This is a genomic window from Brevundimonas sp. GW821-FHT12C05, assembly GCF_058807475.1.
In genome coordinates, this window is the sequence record NZ_JBXAQS010000006.1 from 40,730 (window position 1) to 66,006 (window position 25,277).

Annotated in this window: 28 protein-coding genes; 7 read left to right on the forward strand and 21 right to left on the reverse strand. The window is 70.4% G+C overall.

What is annotated here, in order from left to right; all coding sequences use genetic code 11:
* The first annotated feature begins 161 nt into the window (after positions 1-161).
* Positions 162-983, forward strand: coding sequence for an alpha/beta hydrolase family protein (locus AC1RRF_RS16100; protein ID WP_492836354.1), 822 nt, complete (start codon positions 162-164; stop codon positions 981-983).
* A gap of 9 nt (positions 984-992) precedes the next feature.
* On the opposite strand, the gene pgeF is transcribed toward AC1RRF_RS16100, so the two are convergent.
* Genes pgeF through lgt form a run of 3 tightly spaced genes read right to left on the reverse strand, consistent with a single transcriptional unit; the run spans position 993 to position 3,706 of the window.
* Positions 993-1,763 carry a peptidoglycan editing factor PgeF gene (gene pgeF / locus AC1RRF_RS16105; RefSeq protein ID WP_492836356.1) on the reverse strand — a complete coding sequence of 257 codons (771 nt, stop codon included), beginning with the start codon at positions 1,761-1,763 and terminating at the stop codon, positions 993-995.
* A gap of 2 nt (positions 1,764-1,765) precedes the next feature.
* A complete protein-coding gene (locus tag AC1RRF_RS16110) occupies positions 1,766-2,839 on the reverse strand; it encodes a class I SAM-dependent methyltransferase (protein WP_492836358.1) in 1,074 nt (357 codons plus the stop codon).
* A 6-nt stretch (positions 2,840-2,845) separates the two neighbouring features.
* Positions 2,846-3,706 (reverse strand): prolipoprotein diacylglyceryl transferase, encoded by an 861-nt coding sequence (gene lgt / locus AC1RRF_RS16115; protein ID WP_492836360.1) that lies wholly within the window; start codon positions 3,704-3,706, stop codon positions 2,846-2,848.
* Between the two features lie 181 nt (positions 3,707-3,887).
* On the opposite strand from lgt, the gene AC1RRF_RS16120 reads away from it, so the two are divergent.
* From AC1RRF_RS16120 to proC, 3 genes are all read left to right on the forward strand, one after another.
* Positions 3,888-4,163: an accessory factor UbiK family protein gene (locus tag AC1RRF_RS16120; RefSeq protein WP_492836477.1), complete on the forward strand. Its 276-nt coding sequence runs from the start codon at positions 3,888-3,890 to the stop codon at positions 4,161-4,163.
* A gap of 64 nt (positions 4,164-4,227) precedes the next feature.
* Positions 4,228-4,731 (forward strand): type III secretion system chaperone family protein, encoded by a 504-nt coding sequence (locus tag AC1RRF_RS16125; protein WP_291834181.1) that lies wholly within the window; start codon positions 4,228-4,230, stop codon positions 4,729-4,731.
* A 4-nt stretch (positions 4,732-4,735) separates the two neighbouring features.
* Positions 4,736-5,536, forward strand: coding sequence for a pyrroline-5-carboxylate reductase (gene proC / locus AC1RRF_RS16130; RefSeq protein ID WP_492836362.1), 801 nt, complete (start codon positions 4,736-4,738; stop codon positions 5,534-5,536).
* On the opposite strand, the gene AC1RRF_RS16135 is transcribed toward proC, so the two are convergent.
* The 4 genes from AC1RRF_RS16135 to AC1RRF_RS16150 all read right to left on the reverse strand — a co-directional run bounded on the left by AC1RRF_RS16135 (position 5,533) and on the right by AC1RRF_RS16150 (position 8,660).
* A complete protein-coding gene (locus AC1RRF_RS16135; protein WP_492836364.1) occupies positions 5,533-6,024 on the reverse strand; it encodes a hypothetical protein in 492 nt (163 codons plus the stop codon). The two genes, proC and AC1RRF_RS16135, sit on opposite strands and share 4 nt — an antisense overlap.
* A gap of 81 nt (positions 6,025-6,105) precedes the next feature.
* Complete coding sequence (locus tag AC1RRF_RS16140; RefSeq protein WP_492836366.1) at positions 6,106-7,449, reverse strand: ATP-binding protein; 1,344 nt, start codon at positions 7,447-7,449, stop codon at positions 6,106-6,108.
* On the reverse strand, positions 7,446-7,916 hold the full coding sequence (locus tag AC1RRF_RS16145; protein WP_492836368.1) for a hypothetical protein: 471 nt from the start codon (positions 7,914-7,916) through the stop codon (positions 7,446-7,448). Before AC1RRF_RS16145 ends, AC1RRF_RS16140 begins: the two co-directional genes overlap by 4 nt.
* A gap of 12 nt (positions 7,917-7,928) precedes the next feature.
* Positions 7,929-8,660 carry a response regulator gene (locus AC1RRF_RS16150; RefSeq protein WP_291834193.1) on the reverse strand — a complete coding sequence of 244 codons (732 nt, stop codon included), beginning with the start codon at positions 8,658-8,660 and terminating at the stop codon, positions 7,929-7,931.
* A gap of 88 nt (positions 8,661-8,748) precedes the next feature.
* On the opposite strand from AC1RRF_RS16150, the gene AC1RRF_RS16155 reads away from it, so the two are divergent.
* Positions 8,749-9,627: a branched-chain amino acid aminotransferase gene (locus tag AC1RRF_RS16155; RefSeq protein WP_492836370.1), complete on the forward strand. Its 879-nt coding sequence runs from the start codon at positions 8,749-8,751 to the stop codon at positions 9,625-9,627.
* Here the strand turns inward: AC1RRF_RS16155 and AC1RRF_RS16160 are convergent, their stop codons facing one another.
* Entirely contained in the window at positions 9,628-10,611 is a 984-nt protein-coding gene (locus tag AC1RRF_RS16160) for a hypothetical protein (RefSeq protein WP_492836372.1), read from the reverse strand.
* A gap of 155 nt (positions 10,612-10,766) precedes the next feature.
* On the opposite strand from AC1RRF_RS16160, the gene AC1RRF_RS16165 reads away from it, so the two are divergent.
* Both AC1RRF_RS16165 and AC1RRF_RS16170 read left to right on the forward strand, forming a co-directional pair.
* Positions 10,767-12,032: a NupC/NupG family nucleoside CNT transporter gene (locus tag AC1RRF_RS16165; protein WP_492836374.1), complete on the forward strand. Its 1,266-nt coding sequence runs from the start codon at positions 10,767-10,769 to the stop codon at positions 12,030-12,032.
* A 17-nt stretch (positions 12,033-12,049) separates the two neighbouring features.
* The gene (locus AC1RRF_RS16170; RefSeq protein ID WP_492836376.1) at positions 12,050-12,670 is read left to right on the forward strand and encodes a glutathione S-transferase family protein; all 621 of its coding nucleotides are present in this window, start codon (positions 12,050-12,052) and stop codon (positions 12,668-12,670) included.
* A 1-nt stretch (position 12,671) separates the two neighbouring features.
* Here AC1RRF_RS16170 and AC1RRF_RS16175 read toward each other — a convergent pair whose 3' ends face one another.
* The 13 genes from AC1RRF_RS16175 to hisG are packed head-to-tail and all read right to left on the reverse strand — an operon-like array spanning position 12,672 to position 25,271.
* Complete coding sequence (locus tag AC1RRF_RS16175) at positions 12,672-13,685, reverse strand: Rieske 2Fe-2S domain-containing protein (protein ID WP_492836378.1); 1,014 nt, start codon at positions 13,683-13,685, stop codon at positions 12,672-12,674.
* Positions 13,682-14,845, reverse strand: coding sequence for an ATP-grasp domain-containing protein (locus tag AC1RRF_RS16180; RefSeq protein WP_492836380.1), 1,164 nt, complete (start codon positions 14,843-14,845; stop codon positions 13,682-13,684). Before AC1RRF_RS16180 ends, AC1RRF_RS16175 begins: the two co-directional genes overlap by 4 nt.
* Positions 14,838-16,097, reverse strand: a complete 1,260-nt coding sequence (locus AC1RRF_RS16185; protein ID WP_492836382.1) for a cell division protein FtsA — start codon at positions 16,095-16,097, stop codon at positions 14,838-14,840. Before AC1RRF_RS16185 ends, AC1RRF_RS16180 begins: the two co-directional genes overlap by 8 nt.
* Positions 16,084-16,929: an MBL fold metallo-hydrolase gene (locus AC1RRF_RS16190; protein ID WP_492836384.1), complete on the reverse strand. Its 846-nt coding sequence runs from the start codon at positions 16,927-16,929 to the stop codon at positions 16,084-16,086. The genes AC1RRF_RS16185 and AC1RRF_RS16190 overlap by 14 nt, the downstream gene beginning before the upstream one ends.
* A complete protein-coding gene (locus AC1RRF_RS16195; RefSeq protein ID WP_492836386.1) occupies positions 16,926-17,915 on the reverse strand; it encodes an NAD-dependent epimerase/dehydratase family protein in 990 nt (329 codons plus the stop codon). Before AC1RRF_RS16195 ends, AC1RRF_RS16190 begins: the two co-directional genes overlap by 4 nt.
* Positions 17,912-18,907, reverse strand: coding sequence for a 3-oxoacyl-[acyl-carrier-protein] synthase III C-terminal domain-containing protein (locus AC1RRF_RS16200; protein ID WP_492836388.1), 996 nt, complete (start codon positions 18,905-18,907; stop codon positions 17,912-17,914). The genes AC1RRF_RS16195 and AC1RRF_RS16200 overlap by 4 nt, the downstream gene beginning before the upstream one ends.
* Positions 18,908-18,950: 43 nt before the next feature.
* Positions 18,951-19,559 carry a bifunctional phosphoribosyl-AMP cyclohydrolase/phosphoribosyl-ATP diphosphatase HisIE gene (gene hisIE, locus AC1RRF_RS16205; protein WP_492836390.1) on the reverse strand — a complete coding sequence of 203 codons (609 nt, stop codon included), beginning with the start codon at positions 19,557-19,559 and terminating at the stop codon, positions 18,951-18,953.
* A complete protein-coding gene (gene hisF / locus AC1RRF_RS16210; protein ID WP_492836392.1) occupies positions 19,556-20,323 on the reverse strand; it encodes an imidazole glycerol phosphate synthase subunit HisF in 768 nt (255 codons plus the stop codon). Before hisF ends, hisIE begins: the two co-directional genes overlap by 4 nt.
* A complete protein-coding gene (gene hisA, locus AC1RRF_RS16215) occupies positions 20,320-21,054 on the reverse strand; it encodes a 1-(5-phosphoribosyl)-5-[(5-phosphoribosylamino)methylideneamino]imidazole-4-carboxamide isomerase (RefSeq protein WP_492836394.1) in 735 nt (244 codons plus the stop codon). Before hisA ends, hisF begins: the two co-directional genes overlap by 4 nt.
* Positions 21,051-21,653, reverse strand: a complete 603-nt coding sequence (gene hisH, locus AC1RRF_RS16220) for an imidazole glycerol phosphate synthase subunit HisH (RefSeq protein WP_492836396.1) — start codon at positions 21,651-21,653, stop codon at positions 21,051-21,053. The genes hisA and hisH overlap by 4 nt, the downstream gene beginning before the upstream one ends.
* Positions 21,650-23,086, reverse strand: coding sequence for an imidazoleglycerol-phosphate dehydratase HisB (gene hisB / locus AC1RRF_RS16225; protein ID WP_492836398.1), 1,437 nt, complete (start codon positions 23,084-23,086; stop codon positions 21,650-21,652). The genes hisH and hisB overlap by 4 nt, the downstream gene beginning before the upstream one ends.
* Positions 23,083-24,390, reverse strand: coding sequence for a histidinol dehydrogenase (gene hisD, locus AC1RRF_RS16230; protein ID WP_492836400.1), 1,308 nt, complete (start codon positions 24,388-24,390; stop codon positions 23,083-23,085). The genes hisB and hisD overlap by 4 nt, the downstream gene beginning before the upstream one ends.
* Entirely contained in the window at positions 24,390-25,271 is an 882-nt protein-coding gene (gene hisG / locus AC1RRF_RS16235) for an ATP phosphoribosyltransferase (RefSeq protein ID WP_492836402.1), read from the reverse strand. The genes hisD and hisG overlap by 1 nt, the downstream gene beginning before the upstream one ends.
* Positions 25,272-25,277 lie beyond the last annotated feature (6 nt).

Here is a 25,277-nt window from a genome sequence, read left to right on the forward strand (position 1 = left end):
TTGTGACCTCCCCGGGAAGCCGTCAGTCCTGTTTGGATTGATGTTGTTTGAGGGTGAAGTTCTTGAAACGCTTGAAGCCTTTGCGACTCCTGACGGCGCTTGCGTTGGGGCTCGCTTGCAGCCCGGCGGTCGCTTCTGACACCTTCTCGAACCCCCGCCGCATGGAAGTCACGCGCGGCGACGGCACCACCATCGATATTGTGGTCTGGGACCGGGGTGAGGGGACCAACGCCGCCACCCTGGTTCTGGGCGGCTCGGACTGCAAGGCGGGCGAACACCGCCAATGGACCCGCCGTGTGGTCGAAGGCGCTCCCACCCGCTGGGTTGTGGCGGTCGACAAGGAAGGCGCGGGCGCTGACGCCGCCGTCTGTGGTCCGACCTATGAGCAGACCTCGGTCGAATCCCAGCGCGCCCTGGACGTCATTCGCTCCATGACCCGGCTAAAGCGCGAACTGGGGCTGCCGGCCGTGGGCGGTTTCCAGATCATCGCGACGTCGTCGGGCGGCATGGCCGCTTGCGGCGCGGCGGGCGCCACGACCGATGTCGCCGCCCTGGCCCTGCTGAGCACAGCCGGCGGCGCCGCTTTCGAAGCGGACATGCGGCAGGTGACTCAGGACAGCGGCGGCGGCTTCGCGGCGCAGATGGAGCGCGTGCGGACCGATCCTCGCATAGGCCAGACCTGGCTGGGTCAGAGCAATCCGGAAATCTGGTGGTGGTCGGCGTTGCCGCTAGATTGCACGGGGCAGTTGGACGGCTGGCAGGGGGCGGTGATGATCGTCCATGGGACCGCGGATACGGCCTCGCCGGTCTCGTCGGCTCGCCTTCTGGCGGAAACCCTCGCGGAGCATCCGGGCGTCACCGTCGACTACCGCGAGATGGAGGGGGCGGGGCATGGCCTGTTCATCACCGCGCCCGACAAGCCGCAGGGCGGAGATGGACTGGATATCGCGCTCGGATGGCTGGCCGCTCGGGCCGCGCCCTAGGGCCGGCCTCTAGCCCAGACTGATCGCACTCATCAGGCGGCCGAAGTCCGGCTCTCCGTTCAGATAGGCCCGGCGGTTCGAGAAGAACTGAACTTCGTCCGCGCGCGTATCGTGGCCGGTCCAGGCCGCCTCGCCCACGCCTGCCTGTTCCAGACGCCACAGGACGAAGGCGGGCAGGTCGAACAGGCGCTTGTCGGCGGCGGAGCCGGGGCGGAAGAAGCGTTCGCTGCCCGGGTCGTGATGGGCGAAGCGGTCCTCGAAGCCCGCGCCGACCTCATAGGAAGCCTGGGCGATGCAGGGGCCGACGACGGCGACCATGCGGGCGGGATCGGCGCCGAGGGCCTGCATGGCGGCGACGGTGGAATGGACGATGCCGCCCAGCGCACCCTTCCAGCCCGCATGGGCCGCGCCGACGATCCCGGCGTTCGGATCGGCCAACAGCACCGGCGCACAGTCGGCGGTCAGGACGCCGCAGATGACGCCGGGCGTGGTGGTGACGGTGGCGTCGCCCTCGGGCCGCTCGCCCTTCCAGCCCGCCTCGGCCACGCGGACGACGGCGGAATGGATCTGGTAGCAGGCGGCCAGGTCGTCCGGCAGGCCCCCCATGTGGGCGGCGATGCGGCGGCGGTTCTCGGCCACGGCGACGGCGTCATCGGTCGAGCCCAGACCGGCGTTCAGGCTGTCGTAGAGACCGCTGGAGACGCCGCCCTGCCGCGTGAAGAAGCCGTGGCGGACGCCCGCGCGGTCCAGCAGGGGGTGTCTGATCGGCTCCAGCGACATGGTCAGTCCTCGAACCCGGGAACGATGAGGGTGTGCGGAGAAAAGATCGCGCAGGCCTTGAACAGGGTTCCCATCTGGTCGTCGTCGGTCAGGCGCGCCAGCTGGCGCTCGATGACCGGGGCGGCGTCGGGACGGCCGGACTTTAGCCGCTCGGCGCGGTGCTCGATGCCCAGCAGTTTCAGGAACTCTCCCTGGCCCAGGCAGCCGGTCACGTCGGCCCCCGCATGGACGGCGGCTTCCAGCACGATGGGGAAGTCGGCCCATTGGGTCAGGTCGGCCTCGCCCGGATCGGCGAGGGGATCGACCTTCTGGTGGCGCCGCAGGGCCTGCAGCGTGTCGCCGGCCTCCGGCTTGGCGCGGCCGTAGTCGATCAGCAGGGCGGCGCCCGAGGCGGCCTTGACCAGGGTCGCCAGGTCGCGGCCGAAGCCTGCCTGCTGCTCGGAAATCTCCAGGGTCTGGCCGGGCTCGACCTCATAGGCGGGCCGTTTGAAGCCGCCGGTGATCTTCACCAGCCCGAACTGCAACGCGCCTTCATCGGTGACGCCCACGCGGCGCTCGGCCCAGCCGTCCTCGGTCCGCACGAACTGACGGGCGGGCAGGCAGTCCAGCACCTCGTTGGCGATCAGGATCACCGGAGCGTCGGTTTCGACCCGGTCCAGCGCCGAGACCCAGCGGGGATGCACGTCGCTGTCGGCCAGCATGCGGGCCTGAGCGGCGCGCAGCGGGGCGCTGGGCTCGATCAGGATCAGGTCGACGGCCTGAAGGAAGTCGGGGGCCAGCCGGGCGGCGCGCAGGGCGTCGGCCATCAGGGTGCCGTCGCCGGGGCCGACTTCGACCAGCCGCACCCGCTCGGGCGCGCCCAGCCGACGCCACAGCTCGATGGCCCATAGGCCGATCAGTTCGCCGAACATCTGGCTGATCATCGGCGCGGTGATGAAGTCGCCGGTCGCGCCGATGGCGGGGCGGGTGGCGTAGTAGCCGCCCTGCGGATCGTGCAGGCAGCGCGTCACGAAGTCGGCGACCGTCATCGGCCCGGTGAGGGCGATCTCGCGCGCCAGCCGTTCCTTAAGGCTCATGACGCGTCAGGCCGTAACCGGTGGGCGGCTCCAGGCCCGCCAGATCAGCCAGGCGCCGATCAGCATCATGGGCGTCGACAGGATCATGCCCATGGTCAGGCCCAGCGGCAGGTGATCCAGGCCGGCGTCCGGCTGACGCACCGTCTCCAGCGTGGCGCGGATCAGGCCGTAGCCCAGCAGGAACAGGCCGGTGACATAGCCGGGCTTGCGCAGCAGGCCGACCTTCCAGATGGCGAAGGCCAGCAGGCCGAACAGGAAGATTCCCTCCAGTCCGGCCTCATACAGCTGGCTGGGGTGGCGCGGTTCGTTGCCCGCGGGGCAGAAGCCGTACATCCGCTGGATGCTGTCGTTGCAGAAGCGGACGGCCCACGGAACGGTCGTTTCGCGGCCCCAGAGCTCGCCGTTGATGAAGTTGGCCAGTCGGCCGAACATCAGGCCGAAGGGCGCGGCGGCCAGGGCGATGTCGCCGATGCTGAGGATGCGCACCTTCGACCGCAGGGCGAAGATGACGACGGCGAGGGTGCAGCCCAGCAGGCCGCCGTGGAAGGACATGCCGCCGTCCCAAAGGCGGAACAGGGCGAAATTGTCGGGGCCCATGAACAGCTGCCCGTACAGGTGCGGCTGGTAGAAGAGGGCGTAGCCGAACCGGCCGCCCAGAATGATGCCGAGAGTGACCCACAGGACCAGGTCGTCCAGCTGCTGCGTCGTGATCGGCGCTTTGCCCGGAGTCCACAGCCGATCCGTCTTGATGATGCGGGCGGCGTACCACCAGCCCAGCACGATGCCGGCGACGTAGGCGAGGGCGTACCAGCGGATGTCCAGCGGGCCGATGCTGAACCAGACCGGATTGAACTCGGGAAATTGCACGGGCGCTCCTGACGGCGTTTCCTCGGAAACGTGGTTTAGCAAGCGTCGCCGATCCCGTCCCCGAAATTTCCATAACGCCGGATCGGCGCATTCGCCGCATGCTCGACAAGGTTTCGTTCACCATATCGGCTCAACCTTCATTAACGATGCTCGCCAGTGTGAGTCGGAGCGCCCGAAAGCCATGCAGACCCGTAATCCCTTCCTCGATGAGTTCGCCAAACTGACGACCGGCGCCATGGGTCTGGCCCAGGCGGCGGGCGAGGAAGCCAAGACCGCCGTGCGCGCACAGGCTGACCGCTTCGTCGCCGAAATGGACCTTGTGCGGAGAGACGAGTTCGACGCGCTGAAGGCGGAAGTCACGGCTTTGCGTGCGGAAATTGCGGCCCTGAAGGCCACGAAGACGCCTCGTAAGGGAACGTCCACAGCGTCGGTTCCCCCTCAGGACGCAGCCGGTTGAGCCGAATCTGCGAACCCGCCTACGGTTCCTTAACGGGGCGTGAGTCGCGCCCGAGGAAGACTTGATGGACGCCGCACGGCCCGAAGAAATCGACACGCCCTACGATCCTCTGGACGTGGTCGAGCATGTGCTGGTGGCGGAAAACCTTCCGTTCGACCGTACCGACGAGGGCGATCTGGCCTTCTCGCTGGCCGGTGACTGGAAGGACTACGAGCTGTGGTTCGCCTGGCGCCCTGAAGGCGATTGCCTTCAGCTGTGCTGCGCCCTGGACCTGCAGGCCGCCAAGTCGAAGCGCACCGCCGCCTATGAACTGGTCGGCCTGATCAACCAGCGCACCTGGATGGGCCATTTCGAGGTGTGGGCCGAAGACGGCGAGATCGTCTTCCGTCACTCGCTGGCCCTGCCGCTGGGCGAGCGTCCGACCCTGGCCCAGGCCGCGTCGATGATCGACGCCGCCGTCGAGGCCGCCGACCGCTATTATCCGGCCTTCGACTTCATGATCCGCGGATCCAAGAAGCCGCAGGAGGCGATCGACGCCTGCCTGTTCGAGACGGTCGGCACCGCCTGATCCCATGACCTTCGATGTCTCCCGTGACGGCGTGGTCCTGGTGGGCTGCGGCCGTCTGGGTTCGGCCATGCTCGAGGGCTGGCTGGCGACCGGTACGGTCGAGGCGCGCGACCTGCTCATCCTGACGCCGTCCGAGAAACCCGCAGCCGAGGCGGCGCGGGCCCGGGGCGCGCGGGTCAATCCGCCCCTGGACGCCCTGCGTCCGGCCAAGACCGTGGTGCTGGCGGTGAAGCCGGCGATGTGGCGCGACGCCCTGACGCCGCTCGCTCCGTACCTGAATCCCGAAGCCGTGCTGCTGTCCGTGATGGCGGGCGTGCGGGCGGACGACCTCTTCGCCGCCGGCGGGCGTCCGGTGGCGCGGATCATGCCGACCACGGCGGTGGCGCAGGGGCAGGGCGTGGCGGCCGTCTGGTCCGACGACGGGCGCGCCCTCAGGGCGGCGCAGGCCCTGTTCGCTCCCATGGCCGATGTGGCGCCGCTGGAGGATGAGGGCCTGATGGACGCGGCGACCGCCGTGGCCGGATCGGCTCCCGCCTTCATCTACGCCTTCGTGCAGGCGCTGGCTGAGGCGGGCGTGGCCCAAGGGCTTTCGCCGGAGGCGGCGGCGCGTCTGGCGCGAGGCGCGCTGCGTTCGGCGGGCGCCGGGCTGGAGACGGGGGAAGGGCTGGACGCCCTGACCGCCCGCATCGCCTCGCCGGGCGGCACGACCCGGGCGGGGCTGGACGCCATGGCCGACGGCGGCGACCTGAACCGCGCGGCTGAAGCCGCCGTCAGGGCCGCCGTGGACCGGGCGCGGTCGTTCTAGCGCGTGGCGTAGCGCCCGGCGGCGAGGTTCGAGCCCAGCCGGCGGAAGGCGCGATCGGCGTCCTGCCAGGTGGTGTGGCCGCGCACGTCAGCGAGATTGTTGGTGAACCACTCATAGCGCACCGGCTGGACCGTGCCGTCGGCGAGGGTGATCTGTCCCTCGATCTCCGCGCCGCCGATGGAGATGCTGCGCATCGGGTCCAGGCCCGGGCGTTCCGAGATCTGCTGGAAGGTCGGACGGTTGGGCTTCAGATCGGTCAGGACCAGCTCGATCCGCGCGCCGTTGAGGGCGGGCGTGGCGGCGACGGCGCGGGTGACCACTTCGGCCAGACGGTCGGCCTGATCCTGCACTTCGCGCGACCCCAGGTTTTCGACCTTGTCCTGAAGTCGGGCGCCCAGGGTGACATTGACCGCGGCCGGTTCGGCCAGGGCGGCGCCGGCGAGGGCGGCGGTTACGGCGAATGGAACGAGAAAGGTGAGATTGCGCATGGTCAGGCTCTCCAGATCGCCCCCGATCTGTCCTTAAAATGGGCCCAGAAGCTCCGCTTCGCAATGGCTACGCGGCGGCGCCTAGCCCGGCAGACGGATCACGGCGCGCAGGCCGCCCATGTCGCTGCGTTCCAGGGTGATGTCGCCGCCATGGCTGCGCGCCACGTCGCGGGCGATAGCGAGCCCCAGGCCGACGCCCTTGTGGTTCTGGTTGCGGGAGTCGTCGAGGCGCGAGAAGGGCCGGAAGGCCTCCTCGTGCATGTCGTCGGGAATGCCCGGGCCGTCGTCCTCGATGGCGATCTCTAGGCCGCCGGAGGGCAGGGGGCGGGCGCTGAGCCGCACATGCTCGCCGTGGGCGGCGGCGTTGCCCGCCAGATTGCTAATCGCGCGCTTGAAGGCCAGCGGACGGAGCGACGCGGCCAGGTCTTCCGGCGCGATCACCTCGACCTCCGCGCCCGCCCGGCGCGCATCATCGCCGGCGGCGGCCAGCAGGTCGGCGATGGAGATCTCCTGGGCGGCCTCCCCGGCTTCGCCGCGGGCGAAGGCCAGGTATTCGTCGATCATATGCTCCATCTCGTCCATGTCGCCGCGCATGGCCTCGGCGCGCTTGAACGGGGGGGCGAGGGCCAGTTCCAGCCGCAGCCGGGTCAGGGGCGTGCGCAGGTCGTGGCTGACCGAGGCCAGCAGGGCGGTGCGCTGGTCGATATGGCGCTGGATGCGGTCGCGCATGTTCATGAAGGCCTGGGCCGCGGCCCGCACCTCGCGCGCCCCCGACGGCTTGAAGCGTTCGCGCGGCTCGCCCCGGCCGAAGGCCTCGGCCGCCTCGGCCAGGCGCTCGATGGCGCGGACCTGGTTGCGGATGAACAGGATGGCCACCCCCATCAGCAGGACAGTGGCGACCAGCAGCCACAGGACGAAGATGTGCGCCTGGGTCGCCACGGCGCGCTCGCGCGGGGCGATGATGCGCAGCACGCCCTGCGGCTGCTGCACGCGGATGTCGACGTAGGCGGGGTAGCGGGTGGTGTCGAACCAGACCGGCTGATCGATCCGCGCCTTCAGCGCCTTCTCCAGGGTGCGGTCGATGACCCCCAAGGCCCCGCGCCGCCGGTCATTGGGCAGAACCTCGCCTTCCTGCAGGGCGATGGACAGGGACATGGAGCGCTGGGCCCGCTCGGCGATGACGTCCAGGTTCTGCGGCGTCGGATCGTCGGCGTAGCTCTCGGCGGCCCAGGCTATGTCGCCCGCCAGCCCGTCGGACAGGCGCGCGGTCACCGTCTGCCAGTGCATGTCGAAGAAGGCCCAGGTCACCGCCACCTGCATGACCAGCACCGGCAGGACGATGATCAGCAGCGACCGGCCCCACAGCGAGGTCGGAAGGCGCCGCTTCAGGAAGCGCGGCCACAGGGTCGCGGGCAGAAGTCTCATTCCGGGGTAGGCGAGGGGGCGGCGTCCCGGGCCTGGGCGGCCTCCTCCCGGAGCACCCGATAGTCATCAGCCTTGTAGTGGAGATACATCGTCCGACTGGCCGCATCGGAATTCGGCCCCCACGAGCCGTCATCGTCCAGAGAGCGCGACATGGCGCCGATCAGCACCACGGCTCTTCCGGACCCCTGGGCGGCGAGGTCGAGCCAGTCGGCCTGGGCGGCGGCGATGACTTCCGGGTCGAAATTCCCGTGCACGCCGCAGACCAGATCGCGAGGATGGCCGCGTTCGAGCAGGATCAGCCGTATCCATGGCTGCGACATGCCCTCCTCGCCCTCCTCCGCCGGCGTGCAGGGGTCGGCGACCATGCGCAGGGGCGATGCGTTGGGGACCCACCTGTCCTCCGCCGCCGGGGAGTCCTGGACCGCTCCCAGCGTGAAAATCAGGCCTGCGAGTGCGAACAGGGTCATCGGGGGGCCTCGTTAGTCCGGAGCCAGCATATAGCCGATGCCGCGCACGGTCTGGAGGTAGCGCGGGTTCTTGGGATCGGCTTCCAGTTTGCGGCGCAGGCGGGTGACCTGCACGTCCACGGCCCGGCCGGTGATGTCGGCCGTGTCGGGCGACAGGCTCATGCGTTCGACCGGGGCGTGGGCGTGGATGGCCAGGGTCTTCAGAAGCTGGGCCTCGGCCTCGGTCAGGCGCTGGGGCTTGCCGTCCTTGAGCAGTTCCAGCCGCTCCATGTCGAATACCGCCGGTCCCAGCTTGATCTCGCGCGGGGTCAGCGGCTTGCCGCCGGTGCGGCGCAGGATGGCGTCGATACGCAGGGCCAGTTCGCGCGGGTCGAACGGCTTGGACATGTAGTCGTCGGCGCCGCGCGACAGCCCCTCGATGCGGTCGTCGGGATCGCCCCGGGCGGTCAGCAGCAGCACGGGGGTCTTGGAGGTCTCGGCCTTGGACCGGATCCAGGTGGTCAGGTCAAAGCCGCTTTCGCCCGGCATCATGACGTCCAGCACGATCAGGTCGAACTCGATCAGTTCGACAAGCCGTTTGGCGGCCGCCGCGTGGGCGGCGCCGGTGACCCGATAACCCTCGCGAGTCAGGAATTCTTTCAGCAGTTCACGGATGCGGTCGTCGTCGTCGACGACCAGCAGGTGACGGCCTGCGCCGGGTCCGGCGATGGGGCCCGAGCGGCCATAGGCGCGAACATCGCTCATGCGGATGCGATCTCAGAGGTGCGACAGGCGTTGACCTGAGCGATTCCGGCGGGTCTAACCCGAGTAATTTCGCGGGAGACGTTCTTCAATGGCCTTCGTTCCTTTCGACGATCGTGACGGCTGGATCTGGATGGACGGCGATTTCGTGCCCTGGCGGGAAGCGAAAACGCACGTTTTGACCCATGCCCTTCACTACGGCTCGTCGGTCTTCGAGGGTGAGCGTATGTATGGCGGCGAAATCTTCAAGCTGACGCCGCACTCGGAACGTCTGCAACGCTCCGCGAACCTGCTGGATTTTGATCTTCCCTACAGCGTGGCCGAGATCGACGCCGCCTGCAAGGAAACCTGCGAAAAGATGGGACTTTCGGACTGCTATGTGCGTCCGGTCGCCTATCGCGGGCCGGAACAGGTCAGCGTCTCGACCATCAACAACAAGACCCACGTGGCCATCGCCGTGTGGGAGTGGCCCAGCTACTTCGATCCGGAGACCAAGGCGAAGGGGATCCGCCTGGAGTGGGCCAAGTGGCGCCGCCCGGACCCCGCCACGGCTCCGTCGGCGGCCAAGGCCGCCGGCCTGTACATGATCTGCACCATGTCCAAGACCGCCGCCGAGAAGCGCGGCTATTCGGACGCCATGATGCTGGACTGGCGCGGCTATGTCGCCGAGGCGACCGGCGCCAACGTCTTCTTCGTGCAGGACGGCGTTCTGCACACCCCGCCGGTCGACGCGATCCTGGACGGAATCACCCGCCAGACCGTGATCGAGATGGCCAAGGCCAAGGGTATCGAGGTGATCGTGCGCCACATCCGTCCGGAAGAGCTGTCGACCTTCAGCGAATGCTTCCTGACGGGCACCGCCGCCGAGGTGACGCCGGTCAGCGAAGTCGGCGAATACCGCTTCACGCCCGGCGCCCTCAGCCTCGGCCTGATGGAAGACTACGGCAAGCTGGTCCGCGGCCAGCTCTGATCAAGGCTCGGGCGTAGCCGTCGGCGGGTTGGATTCCAGGCGTGTGGCCATGCCATAGGCCACCCGTACAGGCGTGCCGCCCGCGGCGGACGTGCTGGCGTCATAGAGGGTTTCCAGATAGGCGCGGTCCCACCGGGTCAGACCCGGCTCAGGCATGCGCGCCGCGTCGAAAAGATGCAGGATCGACGGCGTCGGCGGTGACGCTTGGGGATCGAGCTGAGCCAAGGCCGCCATCGACACAAAGTCGGCGATCTGGCCAAAGCTCCCCGTGTCGAAGGCGGCGGCCTCCACAACGATGATCACCTGCAACAGGTCATCCCGCGACCGCTCGCTGATGCGCGAAGGCGTCTCAACGGCGGCGAAAACCCCGAACTGTTGAGGCCTGGTCATCTCCAGGGGCGCGGTGAACGGAAATTGGCCCGGAAGTCGGACGATCGGCCTGCCCGTGTCGGGATTGACCGGCAAGCTGATGTGCCACCAGCGTACGGGCCGTCCGGACGTCCGGAATCTCTGCAGCGCGCCGCGCCCGGCGTTCACGCCGCTGGCGCCGGTCAGGAACTCACGCTGCCGCGCGCGGACCAGCGCCTGTGCCGTCGCATCACCGTCTTCGGTCACGATAACAAAGATGTTCGGTTCGCAGCCCGGCTCTCCGGTGTTGAGCCCAAGGCTGTGTCCCCAATCCAGCACCCGGTCGGCCATGGCCCCGGCCGCATCGGGTTGCATGCCGCTTACCCCGACACAGATGGGCGCGCGCCATGCGGCGGGTTTGCGGCCCGGTGCGGGCGCGGCGACCGACTCCACGAAATCGCGAACCGTGCGCTGCAGCGGCGTGGCGCTCACGGTCACGTCTTCGAGTTGCGTGGCGGGCGGGTCCTGCGGGGGATCCGGGGGCGGAGTTTGGGCGAGAGCCTGTCCCGCGACGCCGGCCAGCAGGGCCAAGGCGAGACCGGATCGACGGAAGCGGGCCACCATCACCATCGACACCTGTGCGGGAACTCCAGACCACGACCAGTGAATGGATCGTTCGGGGTGTCAAGGCCAAGCTGGCGAGGCGTCCGATCCCAGGACGCTTGCCAGACGCGGCGGCGTGGCGTTCAACGGGCTGAAGGGGCCGACGGGGAGTCGGCCGGGGAAGATCGATGTTCAGCCTGCTGAATCTCCAGAGCCTGCTCGGGCTTGTCGTCATCGTGGCGGCCTGCTGGGGCCTGTCCGAAAACAAGCGCGCTTTCCCGTGGAAGCTGGCCATCGGCGCGATCATCGTACAGGCGGCGCTGGTGCTCGTGCTGTTCAACCCGGCTTCCGGCGGGGTCCTGCACGCGGTCAACGGCGCCGTGGACGGTCTGGCCAAGGCGACGCGCGCGGGCACGAACTTCGTCTTCGGCTATCTGGCCGGCGAGGAGTATCCGCAGCCCTATGCGGTGCAGAACCAGCAGGGCCTGTTCACCTTCGCCTTCCAGGTCCTGCCGCTGATCCTGGTGATCTCGGCCCTGTCGGCCCTGCTGTGGCACTGGAAGATCCTGAAATGGATCACCTACGGCTTCGGCATCCTGTTCCAGAAGACGATGGGGCTGGGCGGGGCCTCGGCGCTGGCGGTGGCGGCCAACATCTTCCTGGGCATGATCGAGAGCCCGATCGTCATCCGCGCCTATCTGGACAAGCTGACCCGGTCGGAACTGTTCCTGATGATGGTGGTCGGTCTGGCGACGGTGGCCGGCTCGACCATGGTGGCCTACGCCCTGATGCTGGAAAGCACCTTGACCAACGCCGCGGGGCACGTGCTGGTCGCCTCGATCATCTCGGCCCCGGCGGGCATCCTGCTGGCCCGCATCATCATTCCGGAGACGGCCGGCGAGGGCGGCGCCTTCGCCGAGTATGACTCGCCCCTGAAGTACGACAGCGCCATCGACGCCATCGTGAAAGGCACGTCCGACGGCCTGATGGTGGTGCTGAACATCTCGGCGGTGCTGATCGTCTTCGTGGCGCTGGTGGCCCTGGTGAACATCATGGTCGGCGCCATCTTCCCGGGCATCAGCGTTGAGTGGCTGCTGAGCTGGGTCTTCGCCCCGGTCGCCTGGCTGACGGGCGTTGAATGGTCGGATGCCCGTGAGGCCGGCCTGCTGCTGGGCGTCAAGCTGACCCAGACCGAGTTCAAGGCCTTCATGGATCTGGGCGCCGTGCCGGGCGGGGCCATAAGCGAGCGCACCCGTATGCTGCTGACCTACGCCCTGTGCGGCTTCGCCAACATCGGCTCGGTGGGCATCACCGTGACCGGCCTGTCGGTGCTGATGCCCGAGCGGCGGGAAGAGGTGCTGGGGCTGGTGTGGAAGGCGCTGTTCGCGGGCTTCCTGGCCACCTTGATGAGCGCCGCCATTGTCGGCGCGATGCCGGCCTCCATATTCCGCTGAACCGAAAGGCGGACCTCATGAAGCTCTACACCTCGCACCGCGCCCCCAACCCGCGTCGCGTGCGCTGGGTCATGGCCGAAAAGGGCGTCCAGGACGTCGAACTGGTCGAGATCGACATCATGGTCGGCGAGCACCGCACGCCCGAGTATCGGGCCAAGGTCGGCGTCCCGCATGTGCCCGCGCTGGAGCTGAAGGACGGCACGACGATTTCGGAATCGGTCGCCATCTGCCGCTATCTGGAGTCGATCTATCCCGAGCCCAACCTGTTCGGCCGCGACGCCAGCGAGCAGGCGGTGATCGAGATGTGGACCCGCCGCTGCGAGTTCTACCTGGCCAATCCGATCATGCTGAACGTGCGCCATTCCCATCCGGCCCTGGCCGCGCTGGAGGCCACGCAGGTGCCGCAGGTGGCCGACTACAATCGTCTCAGCGCCGAGAAATTCATGCGCACGCTGGACCGCCGTCTGGCCGAGCACGAGTTCATCGCATCGGACCGGTTCACCATCGCCGACGTCGTGGCGGTGGTCGGGCTCGATTTCGCGCGGCTGATCAAATACCGGCCGCCGGAAGAGTTCGCCCATCTGGCCCGCTGGCTGGAGGCGAGCCGCGCCCGTCCGGCGGCGCAGGCGGGAGTCTGAGCTAGAGGCGGCAGGCGAACGGGCCTTCCTCGGCCGGTTCGAGCGTCTGGCCCTGATAGAGCATCGCCACCCGCGCGCCGGGGAAGTCCCCGGGCCCCTGCAGGAAACGCGGCGCGCCGAAGCGTTCGATATTGTCCAGCTGGGTGGCCAGGGCGTGTTTGTCCTGCGCCACCACCCGCTCCATGAACAGCCGGATCGCGGCCTGCTTGAGCCAGCCGGGTCCGCGTCCTTTCGGCGTGGTGAAACGGGCGAACAGCCTCAGCGACGTGGCCGTGACCGGCGAGAAGAAGACGGTCACCAGCAGGGTCAGTCCCTTTGGCCCTTCCCACCGCGCCTGGATGATGTTGGGCGCGTGCAGGCGGGTGACGCTGCGCTCGCGCGGCGGCTCCAACAGGCGCGACATCCAGCCGAGGTCGGGCTGCGGCTGGTGGATGATCGATTCCAGCCAGGTCTCGCCGGCGCGGATCGACATCGTCACCGGCATGCGCCGGGTGCTGCGGCGGATGACGCCGTCGTGGACGTGGTTGGTGTGGAAGGGATCCATGACGTTCTCGAGCGCGTCGAGGGTCCGGCCGCGCCACAGGCCCTGCTCCCACCAGAAGTGATCGTGATCCGCCGCGTCCCAGACGCCGAGGTCGGGCAGGTCCGACCCGCCGGGCGCCAGCCGCACGAAGACGGCGCCGTTGATCTCGCGCGCCTCGACGGCGGCGGCGGACAGTCGCCGGCCGTCGCCCTGGCCCAGGTCGCACCCCGCCACCTCGACACAGGCGCCGTCCGCCGCGAACCGCCAGCCGTGATAGGGGCACTGGAGCGCGCCCTCGACGACGCGGCCTTCGGACAGCGGATAGTTGCGGTGCGGGCAACGGTCGATCAGGGCGGCTACGGCGCCGTCCGATCCCCTGAACAGCACCAGCGGAGTGTCGGCGATGGTTCGGGCCAACGGTCGGCCCTGCAGCTCACGCGACAGGGCGGCGATCTGCCAACTGCGGGACAGGCTCTCGGGCAAGGGTGTCACCGGCGGCTCCAGCGGTCAGGGGGCAGCGGCTCGCCGTTCCATTCGATGTCGGCGGTCGTGGCGGCGGTCAGGGATTGGCCGCGACGCAGGGCGCGCACGCCGAAGCCGAACGTATCCACCAGCGCGCCCGCCAGGGGCGCCCGGTCGCCGGGCAGGGTCAGGACGTCGAGACCGTTGCGCCGCTGGTCCCGCCAGGCGGCCAGCTTGCCGTGCGGCAGACCGTAGCGCCACAGGGCGGGGCCGAGGTGCCGGGGCCGGTCATCGGGCGTCGCTTCGCCCTGTCCGACGAGGGCCCGGCCGAAGGCGGCGCTGCGCCCGAACAGATGCACGCCGCTGGTCGCGCGGGGATTGCACTCGATCAGCCACGGCCGGCCGTCCCCGTCGACGATCGCGTCACAGGCGATCTGGCCGGTCCCGGCCTCGGCGGCGAGGATATCGGCCATGGCGTGCAGGGTTTCGGCGGTCTGCGCGGGGGCCGGATGGAAGACGTAGGCGGCCCCGCCCGGGAGGCGCCAGTCCGAGACATAGGCGGCGAAGGCGGTCACGCGTCCGGCGTGACAGACGGCGTAGAAGGAGACCTCTTCGCCGACGATGCGGCGCTGGACGACCCAAAGCTGGTCCGGGGTCGGTGCAACCGCCGCCAGATCGGCGGGCGACGGCGCGATCAGCGTCCGGCCGCCGAAGCGCGACCAGACCGGCTTGACCACCACGTCTCCCATGGCTGTGACGGCGGCCACGAGGTCCGCGGCGCCGGTCGCCGTGCGGGTCTCTGGGATCGGCAGGGACAACCGTGCACACAGGGCGGCGAAACGGTCCTTGGCGTGCAGGTGCGCGAGGGTCTCCGGATCCGGCGCCAGCAGTCGGTCAGACCAGCCCTCGGCGGCGGCCAGCGCCGACAGGTGGAAGACCTCCTCGCAGGCCGGAATGATCCACCGGGGCTCCAACCGATCAATCAGGGCGCGCAGGTCGGTGGCGAAGGCGGCGGGCCGCTCCACCGGCGAGGCATGGCGGTGCACCGGCCCGCCGCTATTCGACCAGCGGGCCAACCGCGCGGGGACGCAGTCGGCCAGATGGGCTTCGAACCCGGCGGCGCGCAGGCTGCGGGCGATGTCCAGCGCCGAGACGGCCCGAGCGCCGGTGACCAGGACGCACTCAGCCATTCGACCAGCGCACGCGACGGCGTTTGACTCCGATGGGCGGCGGCGGGCCTCCAGCCTCGACCGGGACCGTCACGCCACGCTCCGTCAGCAGGGCGCGCAGGGCCTCCACCGCCTCCCCAACCCGATCCGTGGTCGCCTCGACCATGACACGAGACGGTCCGGCGACGGCGCGCCATTCTTCGGCCGGACCAAGGGCGGCGCTGACGGCCTCCTCCACCGCGCGCGGCGGGACCGCGATCCCGCTCCAGCGCCACAGGTCCTCCAGCCGGCCCTCGACCGGGCGGATCGCCGTCCGGGCCGAGCCGCAGGGGCAGGGGGCGGACAGCGGCTCCAGGAGGTCGGGCAGGCGCAGGCGGATCATCGGCTGGGTCGTTCGACGCAGGTCGGTAATGATGGGCAGGAAGCGGTTGGTGCCCGGCACGGGCTCGCGCTCGACGATCAGCACGTCCTCGTTCAGGTGCAGGGTCCCATGCACGCAGGGCGCGCCGAGGAAGCCTTCGGTGGCCTGATAGATGGGAGCGGGGCGGCTCTCGAGCGTGGCCTCGATCCAGTCGCGCTCGATCTCGCCCATGGGCTCGGCGCCCCAGAACAGGCGGGCGGGCCGCCACGGGGCGCCGTCCTCCACCCGCCGGGTCAGATCGGCCAGCACATGGGCGGGGGCGATCAGGATGTGCGGGGCGAAGGCGTCCAGCCGCTCCAGCTTGACCTCGCCCGGAACGTCGAGCCCCAGAAACAGAAAGCGGAACGGCCCGGCCCCGGACACGTCGCTGTACAGCTTGGACGAGGCGCGCAGGCTGAGGCCGATCCGCTTTTTCCGGAACAGGGCCGATTTGGGCATCAGCCGCGCGATCATGTGGCCCAGATAGGCGGCGCGTTCGGCCTTGCTGCTGATGAACAGGCCGGGCGCGCCGGACGACCCCGAGGAGAAGCCCGCCACCACGCCGGGCGCGACCTCGCCGGAACCGCCGGTCTCGGCGCTCCGGGCCGCGGCCTCGGCGGCGGCGCGGGTCAGGCCCAGGGTGTTCCAGCGGTCGAAGGCGTCGCGCACGTCCTGCGGCGACAGGACGGGGAAGGCCTCGAGCGGCTGGCCGGCGAGGTCAGCCACGGCGGGCGTGCGGGCGATGACGGGCGTCATCCGCCGCCACAACCAGGCCTGCCGTGCGGCGACGGCGGCCGACGTGGTCAGCCGCGACCCGGTCCAGCGCGCGTCCAACCAGGCGCGCAGCACGGCGGGACGATCAATCGCCGGCACGGGCCGTCTCCACGGGAACCTCGCCGCAGTGCGACGGGGTCAGCAGCAGGTGGGGATTGCGGTCCCACAGACGGTGCAGGGCGGTCAGGGTGTCGCGCCACGGCCCGGTCTGGCCCAGCAGGGCGGTGGTCAGGCGCGGTGGCGGGACGTTGTCGCGCACGGCCCCGCTCGACCAGGCGGCGTCGGCGATCAGGAAGCGGGTCTGCCCATCGTCCTGCCGCACCACCAGGCCCCAGTGGCCGGGACAGTGGCCGGGCAGTTGGACCGCCAGCAGGGAGCCGTCGCCCAGCAGGTCGGCTCCGTCCTCGAACGGCGACAGGTCCGGTCCCAGCGGCAGGCGCGGCCGGTCCTCGAAGAAGACGGCGCGGGCGTCGATGTCGGCGGGGGCCAGGTCGGCCAGCACGCCCTGCCGGACGCGGGCGAACCGGCCCGGCTTGCGCACCTGGTCCAATCCCGCCCGCGCGCAGAAGATGCGCGCGTTGGGGAACCGCTTCAGCCCCGCGACATGGTCTCCATGGAAGTGGGAGACGATCACCGCCGTCACATTCTCGGGCCGGACGCCGAACCCGGGAAGCTGCTCCGCCACCGTCTCGCCGGGCGGCAGATCGACCGGGGTCATCCAGCGGTAGAGGATTTCCGGAAAGGCCTTCGTCGCCTCGAAGAAGGCGGGGTCGTAGCCTGTGTCGAACAGGATCGCGCCCTCGACCGGGTGGACGATCAGGGCGGCCAGAGCCGGGAAGACCGCGGGCTTCAACGACCCGTCGCGGCGGGTCATCACCTCCGGATGCGAACAGGCCCCGGCGCGCAGGATGTGGACCCGGCAGCGGGTCATGCCCGCTCCGCCAGCCTTGGCGCCACGGCCATGGCGGTCTCGACGGCGTCGTATCGCGGTTCATAGTCGATCAGCCGTTTCGCCCCTGACAGATCGAAGGTCTGCGACCAGGCCAGGGTCGACAGGGTGTAGGGCGTCAGCATCGGCTCGGGCTGTCCGGGCAACAGGCGGCTGACCGCCTCGGAGGCGAGCGACAGGACCTGCCCCAGCGCCAGCGGCAGGGGGACGATCCGGACCTCGACGCCCAGGGTGTCGCCCAGCCGTCGGACCAGTTCCGAAATCGGCAGGGGGCGGCCCGAGGTGATGTTGACCACCTGCCCTCCGGCGGTCTCGCGATGCTGGTCGGCCAGCAGGAAGGCGCGGGCGGCGTCCCGGCTGTCGGTCAGTTCGACCAGGGCCTTACCGCCCCTGAACAGGGGGAAGCGGCCTGTCTTCACCAGCCTGAGGATGCGCGGCAGCAGGACGGTGTCGTCCGGCCCGATGATGGCGCGCGGGCGCAGGGAGACGGTGCGGAAACCGGGCGCGTCGGCGGCGCGCACCAGCCGCTCGGCCTCGCCCTTGGTGCGGGAATAGGCGTTGAGCGGCCTGGGGTTGGGCGGGCTGTCCTCGGTTAGGCCGGTCTGGTCGCCCCAGCGGGCGAAGACCGAGGGCGAGGAGACGAAGATGAAGCCGTCCGCCCCGGCCCGGCGCGCCGCCTCCAGCAGGCGTCGGGTCAACTCGACATTGGCCAGTTCGAAGTCCGCATCGGGGCCCCAGGGGCTAGACAGGGCGGCGGCGTGGAAGACCACGTCGATGTCGCGGCAGGCGGCGTCGGTCTGGTCCAGCAGGTCGCCGCCGAAGGGCTCGGCGCCCATGGTCCTGAGCCGTTCCAGCGCCTCCGGTTTGCGGCCCGAGGCGCGCACGGCGTAGCCGGCCTCGACCAGGGCGGCGACCAGCGCCAGGCCCAGCCCGCCGGTGGCGCCGGTGACGAGGGCGCGGCGGCTCATGTGCGGATCACCATGGCGGCGGCGCTGACGCCGGCGGCGGTTCCCAGCAACAGCACCGTCTTCCCCGGGCCCAGCAGGCCGGTCGCTTGCGCCTCGGCCAGGGCGGTCGGCAGGGAGGCGGCGATCTGGTTGCCGCGGGTGGCGAAGATGTCGATCACCCGCGCCGGGTCTGCGCCCATCAGCCGCCGCACATGCTCGACCCCCGGCGCGCTGGCCTGATGGGGGACGATCACGTCGACGGTCTCGCGGGTCAGTCCGGCCTCGCCCAGCACCCGGTCGACCAGGTCGGGCAGGCAACGGGCCGCGGCCTTGAAGATGCCGAAGGCGTCCATGTGGAAGCGCGCGCCCTCAGTCAGCGCCTCCAGCCCGTGCTCGATGCGGATGCGGGTGCCGCCCGAGCGCAGGGTGGCCAGGTCCTTGCCCTCGCCATAGGTCTCGAATCCGCGCGCCAGCAGGCCGGGGCCGTCCCGGTCCGCCTCGGCTTCGACGCAGACGGCCGCCGCCCCGTCGCCGAAGATGGCCGCCGCATGGGGCGCCTCCCAGTCCAGACCGGCGGAGGCGATGTCGCTGGACACGATCAGGGCGCGGCGGAAACGGCCGGTCTCGAACCCCATGGCGGCCACGTCCAGGGCGGCGACGAAGGACAGGCAGGTCTGGTTGACGTCGAAGGCCCAGATGCCGGATTTGCCCAGGCCGAGCGCCTGCTGGATCAGCACCGAGGTGCCGGGGATGGGCTGCTCCATCACCCCGCAGGCGCCGATGATCACGTCCAGGTCCTCGGGCGCCCAACCGGCCATGGCCAGCGCCTGACGGGCGGCCTCCGCGCCCATGGCCGAGGTGGTTTCGTCGGGGGAGGCGACGCCGCGGACGGCGATCCCGAACTGGCTTTCGGTCCATCCCGGGGCCTGTCCGAAAACCGCGTCCAGCGCCGTCGACGGGCGTTGTTCGCGCGGCGCGCAGGTCCCGAATCCGGTCAGCGTCATCGGCGTCATGGCCAAAGGCTTAGCCTCGCGGGCCGGGGCCGTCCATCACACCTCAGTGACCGGCCCGCGCCGCCAGCACCTTCAGCACCGCCTCAAGCCCCATGCCGCGGGCGTGCAGCAGGACCAGCAGGTGATAGATCAGGTCGGCGGCTTCGGACGCCAGTTCCTCGTCCGGTCCGGCGACGCCGGCCAGCGCGGTCTCAACCCCTTCCTCGCCGACCTTCTGGGCGATCCGCTTGGGCCCTTCGGCCAGCAGGCGGGCGGTCCAGCTCTCGGCCGGATCGGCGGCGGCGCGGACGGCGATGGTCTGCTCCAGCCGGGCGAGACGGCCCAGGCCGGGCGCATCCTCGTCGCCGAAACAGCTGATGCGGTTCAGGTGACAGGCGTTGCCGACGGGGCGGACCTTCAGCACCAGGGCGTCGCCGTCGCAGTCGGCGGTGATCGAAACGACATACAGCCGATCGCCTGAGGTCTCGCCCTTGCGCCAGCGCCCGCCGCGCGAGCGCGAGAAGAAGGTCGCCTCGCCGCTGTCCACCGTCTCGTCGAAGGCGGCGCGGTCCATATAGGCGAGCGTCAGCACCTGCAGGGTGGCCGCGTCCTGCACCACCACGGGGATCAGGCCGCCGCCCTTGGCGAAGTCCAGGGTGTTGGGATCGATCATGGTCTCACCTCGACGCCCGATCGGGTCAGGAAGGCCTTCAGTTCGGGGATGGGTAAAACCCCGGTGTGGAAGACGCTGGCGGCCAGGGCGCCGGACACGTCGGCCCGTTCGAACACATCGCGGAAATGCTCGGCCGAACCAGCGCCGCCCGAGGCGACCAGCGGAACGGTCAGGCGCGAGCGGGCCTCGGCCAGCTGGATCAGGTCATAGCCCTGGCGCACCCCGTCCTCATCCATGCAGTTCAGCACGATCTCGCCGGCGCCCAGCCCTTGCGCCTCCACGATCCAGTCCAGGGTGCGGCGGCCCGCGCCCCGGCTGGCGGCGGCGTCGCCGGTGTACTGGTGCACGACCCAGTCGTCGCCCGCGCGCTTGGAATCCACGCCGACCACCACGCACTGCGACCCCAGTCGATCGGCCATCTCGGCGATCAGTTCGGGGCGTTCCAGGGCGGGGGAGTTGATCGACACCTTGTCCGCGCCGTGGTCGAGGCAGAGCGCGGCCTGTTCGACCGACCGGATGCCGCCCGCCACGCAGAAGGGGATGTCCAGCAGCCGGGCGATGTCGCGCACCCAGCCGTAGTCGAGCGTGCGACCTTCCGGGCTGGCCGTGATGTCGTAGAAAACCAGTTCGTCGGCGCCCTGATCGCGATAGCGGGCGGCCAACTCGGCGGCGTCGCCCATGTCGCGGTGGCCCTCGAAACGGACGCCCTTCACGACCCGGCCGTCCTTCACATCGAGGCAGGGGATGATGCGTCTCGCAGTCATGCGCGCGCGGTCTCCAGCGCCTGTTCCAGCGTGAACCGTTCTTCGTACAGGGCGCGGCCGATGATGGCCCCCGACGATCCGACCGAACGGGCGCCGGTCAAGTCGGTCAGGTCGGCGATCCCGCCGGAGGCCTGCAGCCACAGATCGGGCCGCCGCTGGTGGATCTCGGCCAGCAGGTCCAGGTTGGGCCCGGTCAGGGCGCCGTCGCGGCCCACATCGGTGACCAGCAGGTGTTTGGCGCCGCCGACCGGATAGCGGTCCAGCGCGGTCCACAGATCCACGTCGGCAGCCTCGGTCCAGCCCTTCAGCGCCGGAACGTAGCGGTCGCCGTCGGCCTTCACGTCGATGGCCAGGGTGATGCGGTCGGAACCGAAGCGCTCCAGCCAGCCCAGCACCTCGTCCGGTCGGGTGACCGCCAGCGAGCCGATCACGACCCGACTGACGCCCGCGTCGAGCAGGCGGGCCACGTCGTCCGCGCTGCGGACGCCGCCACCGGATTGGATGCGGATGTCGATGGCCCCGGCCAGTTCGCCGATCAGCGCATGCTGCACCGCCCGGCCCGCCTCGGCGCCGTCCAGATCGACGATGTGCGCCCAGGTCGCGCCCGCCGCGCGAAAGGCGGCCAGCCGCTTGGCCGGGGCGTCGTCATAGCGGGTCACCTGATCGAACTTGCCGTGCATCAGCCGCACGCAGACGCCGTCCCGCAGATCGATGGCCGGATAGACGATCATGCGTCGAGCTCCAGGAAATTCTTCAGGATTCGGGCGCCGGCCTTGGCCGAGCGCTCTGGATGGAATTGGCAGCCCCAGCGGTTGGCCTGGCGCACCACGGCGGGCACCACGCCGCCGTAGTCGGCGCGAGCGAGTGTCGCGGAACCGTCCGGGCAGACGAAGCCGTGCACGAAATAGGCCCAGGCCTCGTCGCCGATCCCCTCCAGCAACGGGTCCTCGCGAATCACGTCCAACCGCGACCAGCCCATGTTCGGCACCGGCAGGCGCGGACCCGGCTCCAGCTTGCGGACCCGTCCGGGGATCAGGTTGAGCAGGGGCGTGCCGCCGCCCTCGTCGCTGTCGGCGAAGAGCAGTTGCTGGCCGAGGCAAACCCCCAGCAGGGGGCGGGGAAAGGCGCGAACGGCCTCGGTCAGGCCCAGGTCGTCCAGCCGGTTCATCGCATAGCCCGCCTGACCCACGCCGGGCAGGATCAGCCGTTCGGCCTCGGCCACGTCGACGGGATCGCAGGTCAGGCGCACGGCGGCGCCCAGCCGCTCCAGGGCGAACTGCACCGAGGCGACGTTGCCCGCGCCATAACTGAGGACGGTGACCGACTTCACAACACCCCCTTGGTGCTGGGCACGGCCTCGCCCTCGACGCGGATGGCCTGGCGCAGGGCGCGGCCGAAGGCCTTGTAGGCGGCCTCAGTCTTATGGTGGTCGTCCTCGCCCTTGACCGAGACGTGGATCGCCGCGCCGAGGTGCTCGGCCAGAGACCGGAAGACATGGGCGGTCAGGTCGGTGCGGTAGTCGCCGATGAAGGGGGTGTCGAACGTGCCCTCGAACACTGGATAGGGACGGCCCGACAGATCGATCGACACCTGAGCCTCGGCCTCGTCCATGGGCAGGACGAAGCCGTAGCGGGCGATGCCGCGCCGCTCGCCCAAGGCTTGTTTGAGCGCCTGCCCCAGCGCGATGGCGGAGTCCTCGATGGTGTGGTGCGGATCGGTGTGCAGGTCGCCCTCGCACGACAGGGTCAGGGAGAAGCCGCCGTGGGCCGCGATCTGTTCCAGCATGTGATCAAAGAAGCCGACGCCGGTGGCGATGACGACGGGCGCGGTCGAGTCCAGATCGACGGCGCAGACGATGCGCGTCTCCTTTGTGTCGCGCACGGCCTGACCGATGCGGTTGGGCCGCGCCCTGGCTGGGGCGAGGTCGAGCGCGATCAACAGCCGGTCGTTGACCTCGGCCTTGGTCGAGATCGGCAGGCGCAGGCGTTCGCCCGCGATCTCGGCGGCGACGCCGTAGCGGGTCAGGGCCGCCAGCACCGCATCCGGGTTCGACGGGCGAGCGATCAGGACGGGGCCGAAGCCGGGCTCGACCGCCATCTCGCGCGCCAGAGCCTTGCCCAGGCGCTCGCGTTCGCGACGCACGGCGGCCAGCCGCTCCTTGGTCTCGATCAGGCGTGACGGATCCAGCGCCTGCAGCGCCAGCCGCACCGAGACCTCGGGCAGGGCGTAGGGCTCCAGCACCGACGCCAGCCGCGCCAGCGCCTCGGGTTGTCCCAGCGCCGCCCCGACGCGCGCGCCGGCCAGGCCATAGGCCATCGACAGGCTGCGCAGGACGATCAGATTGGCGTGGCCGGCGATGGCTTCGACGGCCGAGGCGGCGTCCGCGTACTCGGCCATGCCCTCGTCGACGACCAGCAGGGCGGGGGCGACCCGCTCGGCCATCTCGGCCACCGCCTCGGGCGAGCCGAGCGCGCGCAGGATGACGGCGGCGGTCCCGGCCCCGGCGATGGGGCGGCGATAGAGGGCGGCCAGCGCGCGGTAGGGCTCGGCGTCCGGAGCCTCGATCCGCAGGCCGTCCAGCGCGGCGAGGCGGAACACCAGCTCCAGCCCGTGAGTCAGGCCGCGCACCGGCAGCACCCGGTCGGCGGGCAGGCCGTAGACCTCGCCCATGCGGGCCGCGAGGGCCAGAGGCTCGGCTGGGTAGCGGTCCAGACCCTCGCCGCCAGCCACCAGCGGCGCGAAGGGCGCGGGCAGGTTCTTCATCGGCCCGACCTCAGATCGGCGGCGCGGGCGTGGGCCTCGAGCCCCTCCATCCGGGCCAACTGCGCCGCGACGGGGGCCAGGGCGGCGGCTCCGGCGGCGGTCACGGACTGGACCGACATGGAGGTCATGAAGCTGGCGGTGGTGACGCCCCCCATGGTGCGGGCGGCGCCGTCGGTGGGCAGTACGTGACTGGGGCCGGAGGCGTAGTCGCCCAAAGCCTCCGCGGCGCTCGGACCGACGAAGACGGCGCCGGCGGCGGTGATCCTCGGTATCCACTGGTCGGCGTCCAGGGTCTGGATGGCCAGGTGCTCCGGGCCGTACAGGTTGGAGACCTCGCAGGCCTCGGCGATGGTGCTGACGCGGATGGCGCGGCCCTCGGTCAGGGCGGCGCGGGCGATGTCGGCGCGGGGCAGGGTTTCAAGCTGCCGTTCGACCTCCTCCAGCACGGCGTCGATCAGGCCCCGGCTTTCGGACACCAGCAGGACCTGCGCGTCGAGATCATGCTCGGCCTGGCTCAGCAGGTCGGCGGCGGCGACCACGGCGTCGGCGTCACGGTCGGCGATGACCAGCAGTTCGGACGGTCCGGCGGGCATGTCGACCGCGGGGCCGCCGGGCAGGGCCGAGGCCTGTTTCTTGGCTTCAGCCACCCAGGCATTGCCGGGCCCGAACAGCTTGGCCACCGGTTCGATCTCGCCGTCGTCGAAGGTCGCGCCGAAGGTCAGGGCGGCGATCGCCTGCGCCCCGCCGATCAGCCACAGGGCGTCCAGCCCGGCTTCGGCGGCGGCGACGATCATGGCGGGGTGAGGATCGCCGTCCTTTGACGGCGGGGTCACGGCCACGCGCCGCCCGACCCCAGCGACGCCCGCCGGAATGGCCAGCATCAGCAGGGAGGAGAACAGGGGCGCGGTGCCGCCGGGCACATAGAGGCCCGCCGAACCGATGGGCCGCCAGGCGATCTTCGAGCGCACGCCGGGCCGGGTCTCGACCCAGGCGCTGTCCTCGGGCTTGGTCGCCTCGTGGAAGATGCGGACGTTCTCGGCGGCGATGCGCAGGGCCCGGGTGGCGGCGGGGGGCAGGGAGGCGCGGGCCTCGGACACGGCCTGTTCGGTGATGGCGATGCGGCGCGGCGCGGCGCCGTCCAGCTTCAGGCTCCAGTCCGCGACGGCGGCGCCGCCCCGGGCCCGCACATCGTCGAAGATGACGCGCACGCCGTCGGCGACCGACGCGTCGCTGCGCCGGGCGGGCCGGGCCAGGGCTTCGCGGCGGCCGGCGGCGTCGAGGGAAGACCAGTCGAAACGGCGCATCACATCATCTTCTCGATAGGAAGGACCAGGATGGCCGAGGCTCCGACGGCCTTCAGCTTCTCCAGCGTCTCCCAGAACACGGCCTCCTGGCAGACGGCGTGGACGGCGACGGCGTCGTCTCGACCCATCAGGGGCATGACCGTCGGCGCGCCGGCGCCGGGCAGGATGGCGGTGATCTGTTCCAGGGCGGAGCGGGGCGCGTTCAGCATGACGTATTTGGCCCCCTGGGAGGCGACGACGCCCGACATGCGCTCGATGATGCTGTCCAGCAGGTCGGCCAGTTGCGGCTCGGGCGCGACGGGCGATCGGATCAGCACGGCCTGCGATTCCAGCACCGTGTCGCGCGCCGCCAGGCCGTTGGCCTCAATGGTCGCGCCGGTGGAGACCAGGTCGCAGATGGCGTGGGCCAGCTTCAACCGCGGGGCCACCTCGACCGCGCCGCGCATGGTGACGATGTCGGCCTCGACCCCTGCGGCCTCCAGCCAGCGGCGCAGCACGCGCGGGTAGGAGGTGGCGATGCGCTTGCCGTCCAGCGAGGCCGCTCCGGCGTAGTCCAGCGTCGGCGGCACGGCGATCTTGAGGGTGCAGCGACCGAAGCCCAGCGGCATGATCACCTGCGCCACCGGTCCGCCGTTGCGACCTTCCTCCAGCACGTTCTCACCCACGATGCCCAGGTCGCAGACGCCGTCGGCGACGAAGGTCGGAATGTCGTCGTCGCGCACCCGCAGCAGGTCGATGGGATAGTTCTCGACCCGGTACAGCAGGTCGTTGTTGCCTTTGACCACGCGCAGGCCCGCGTCCCGCACCAGATCAAGGCTGCGTTCGGACAGGCGACCGGATTTCTGGACGGCGATGCGGAGCCGTCCCTCGACAGTACTCATGGCGTG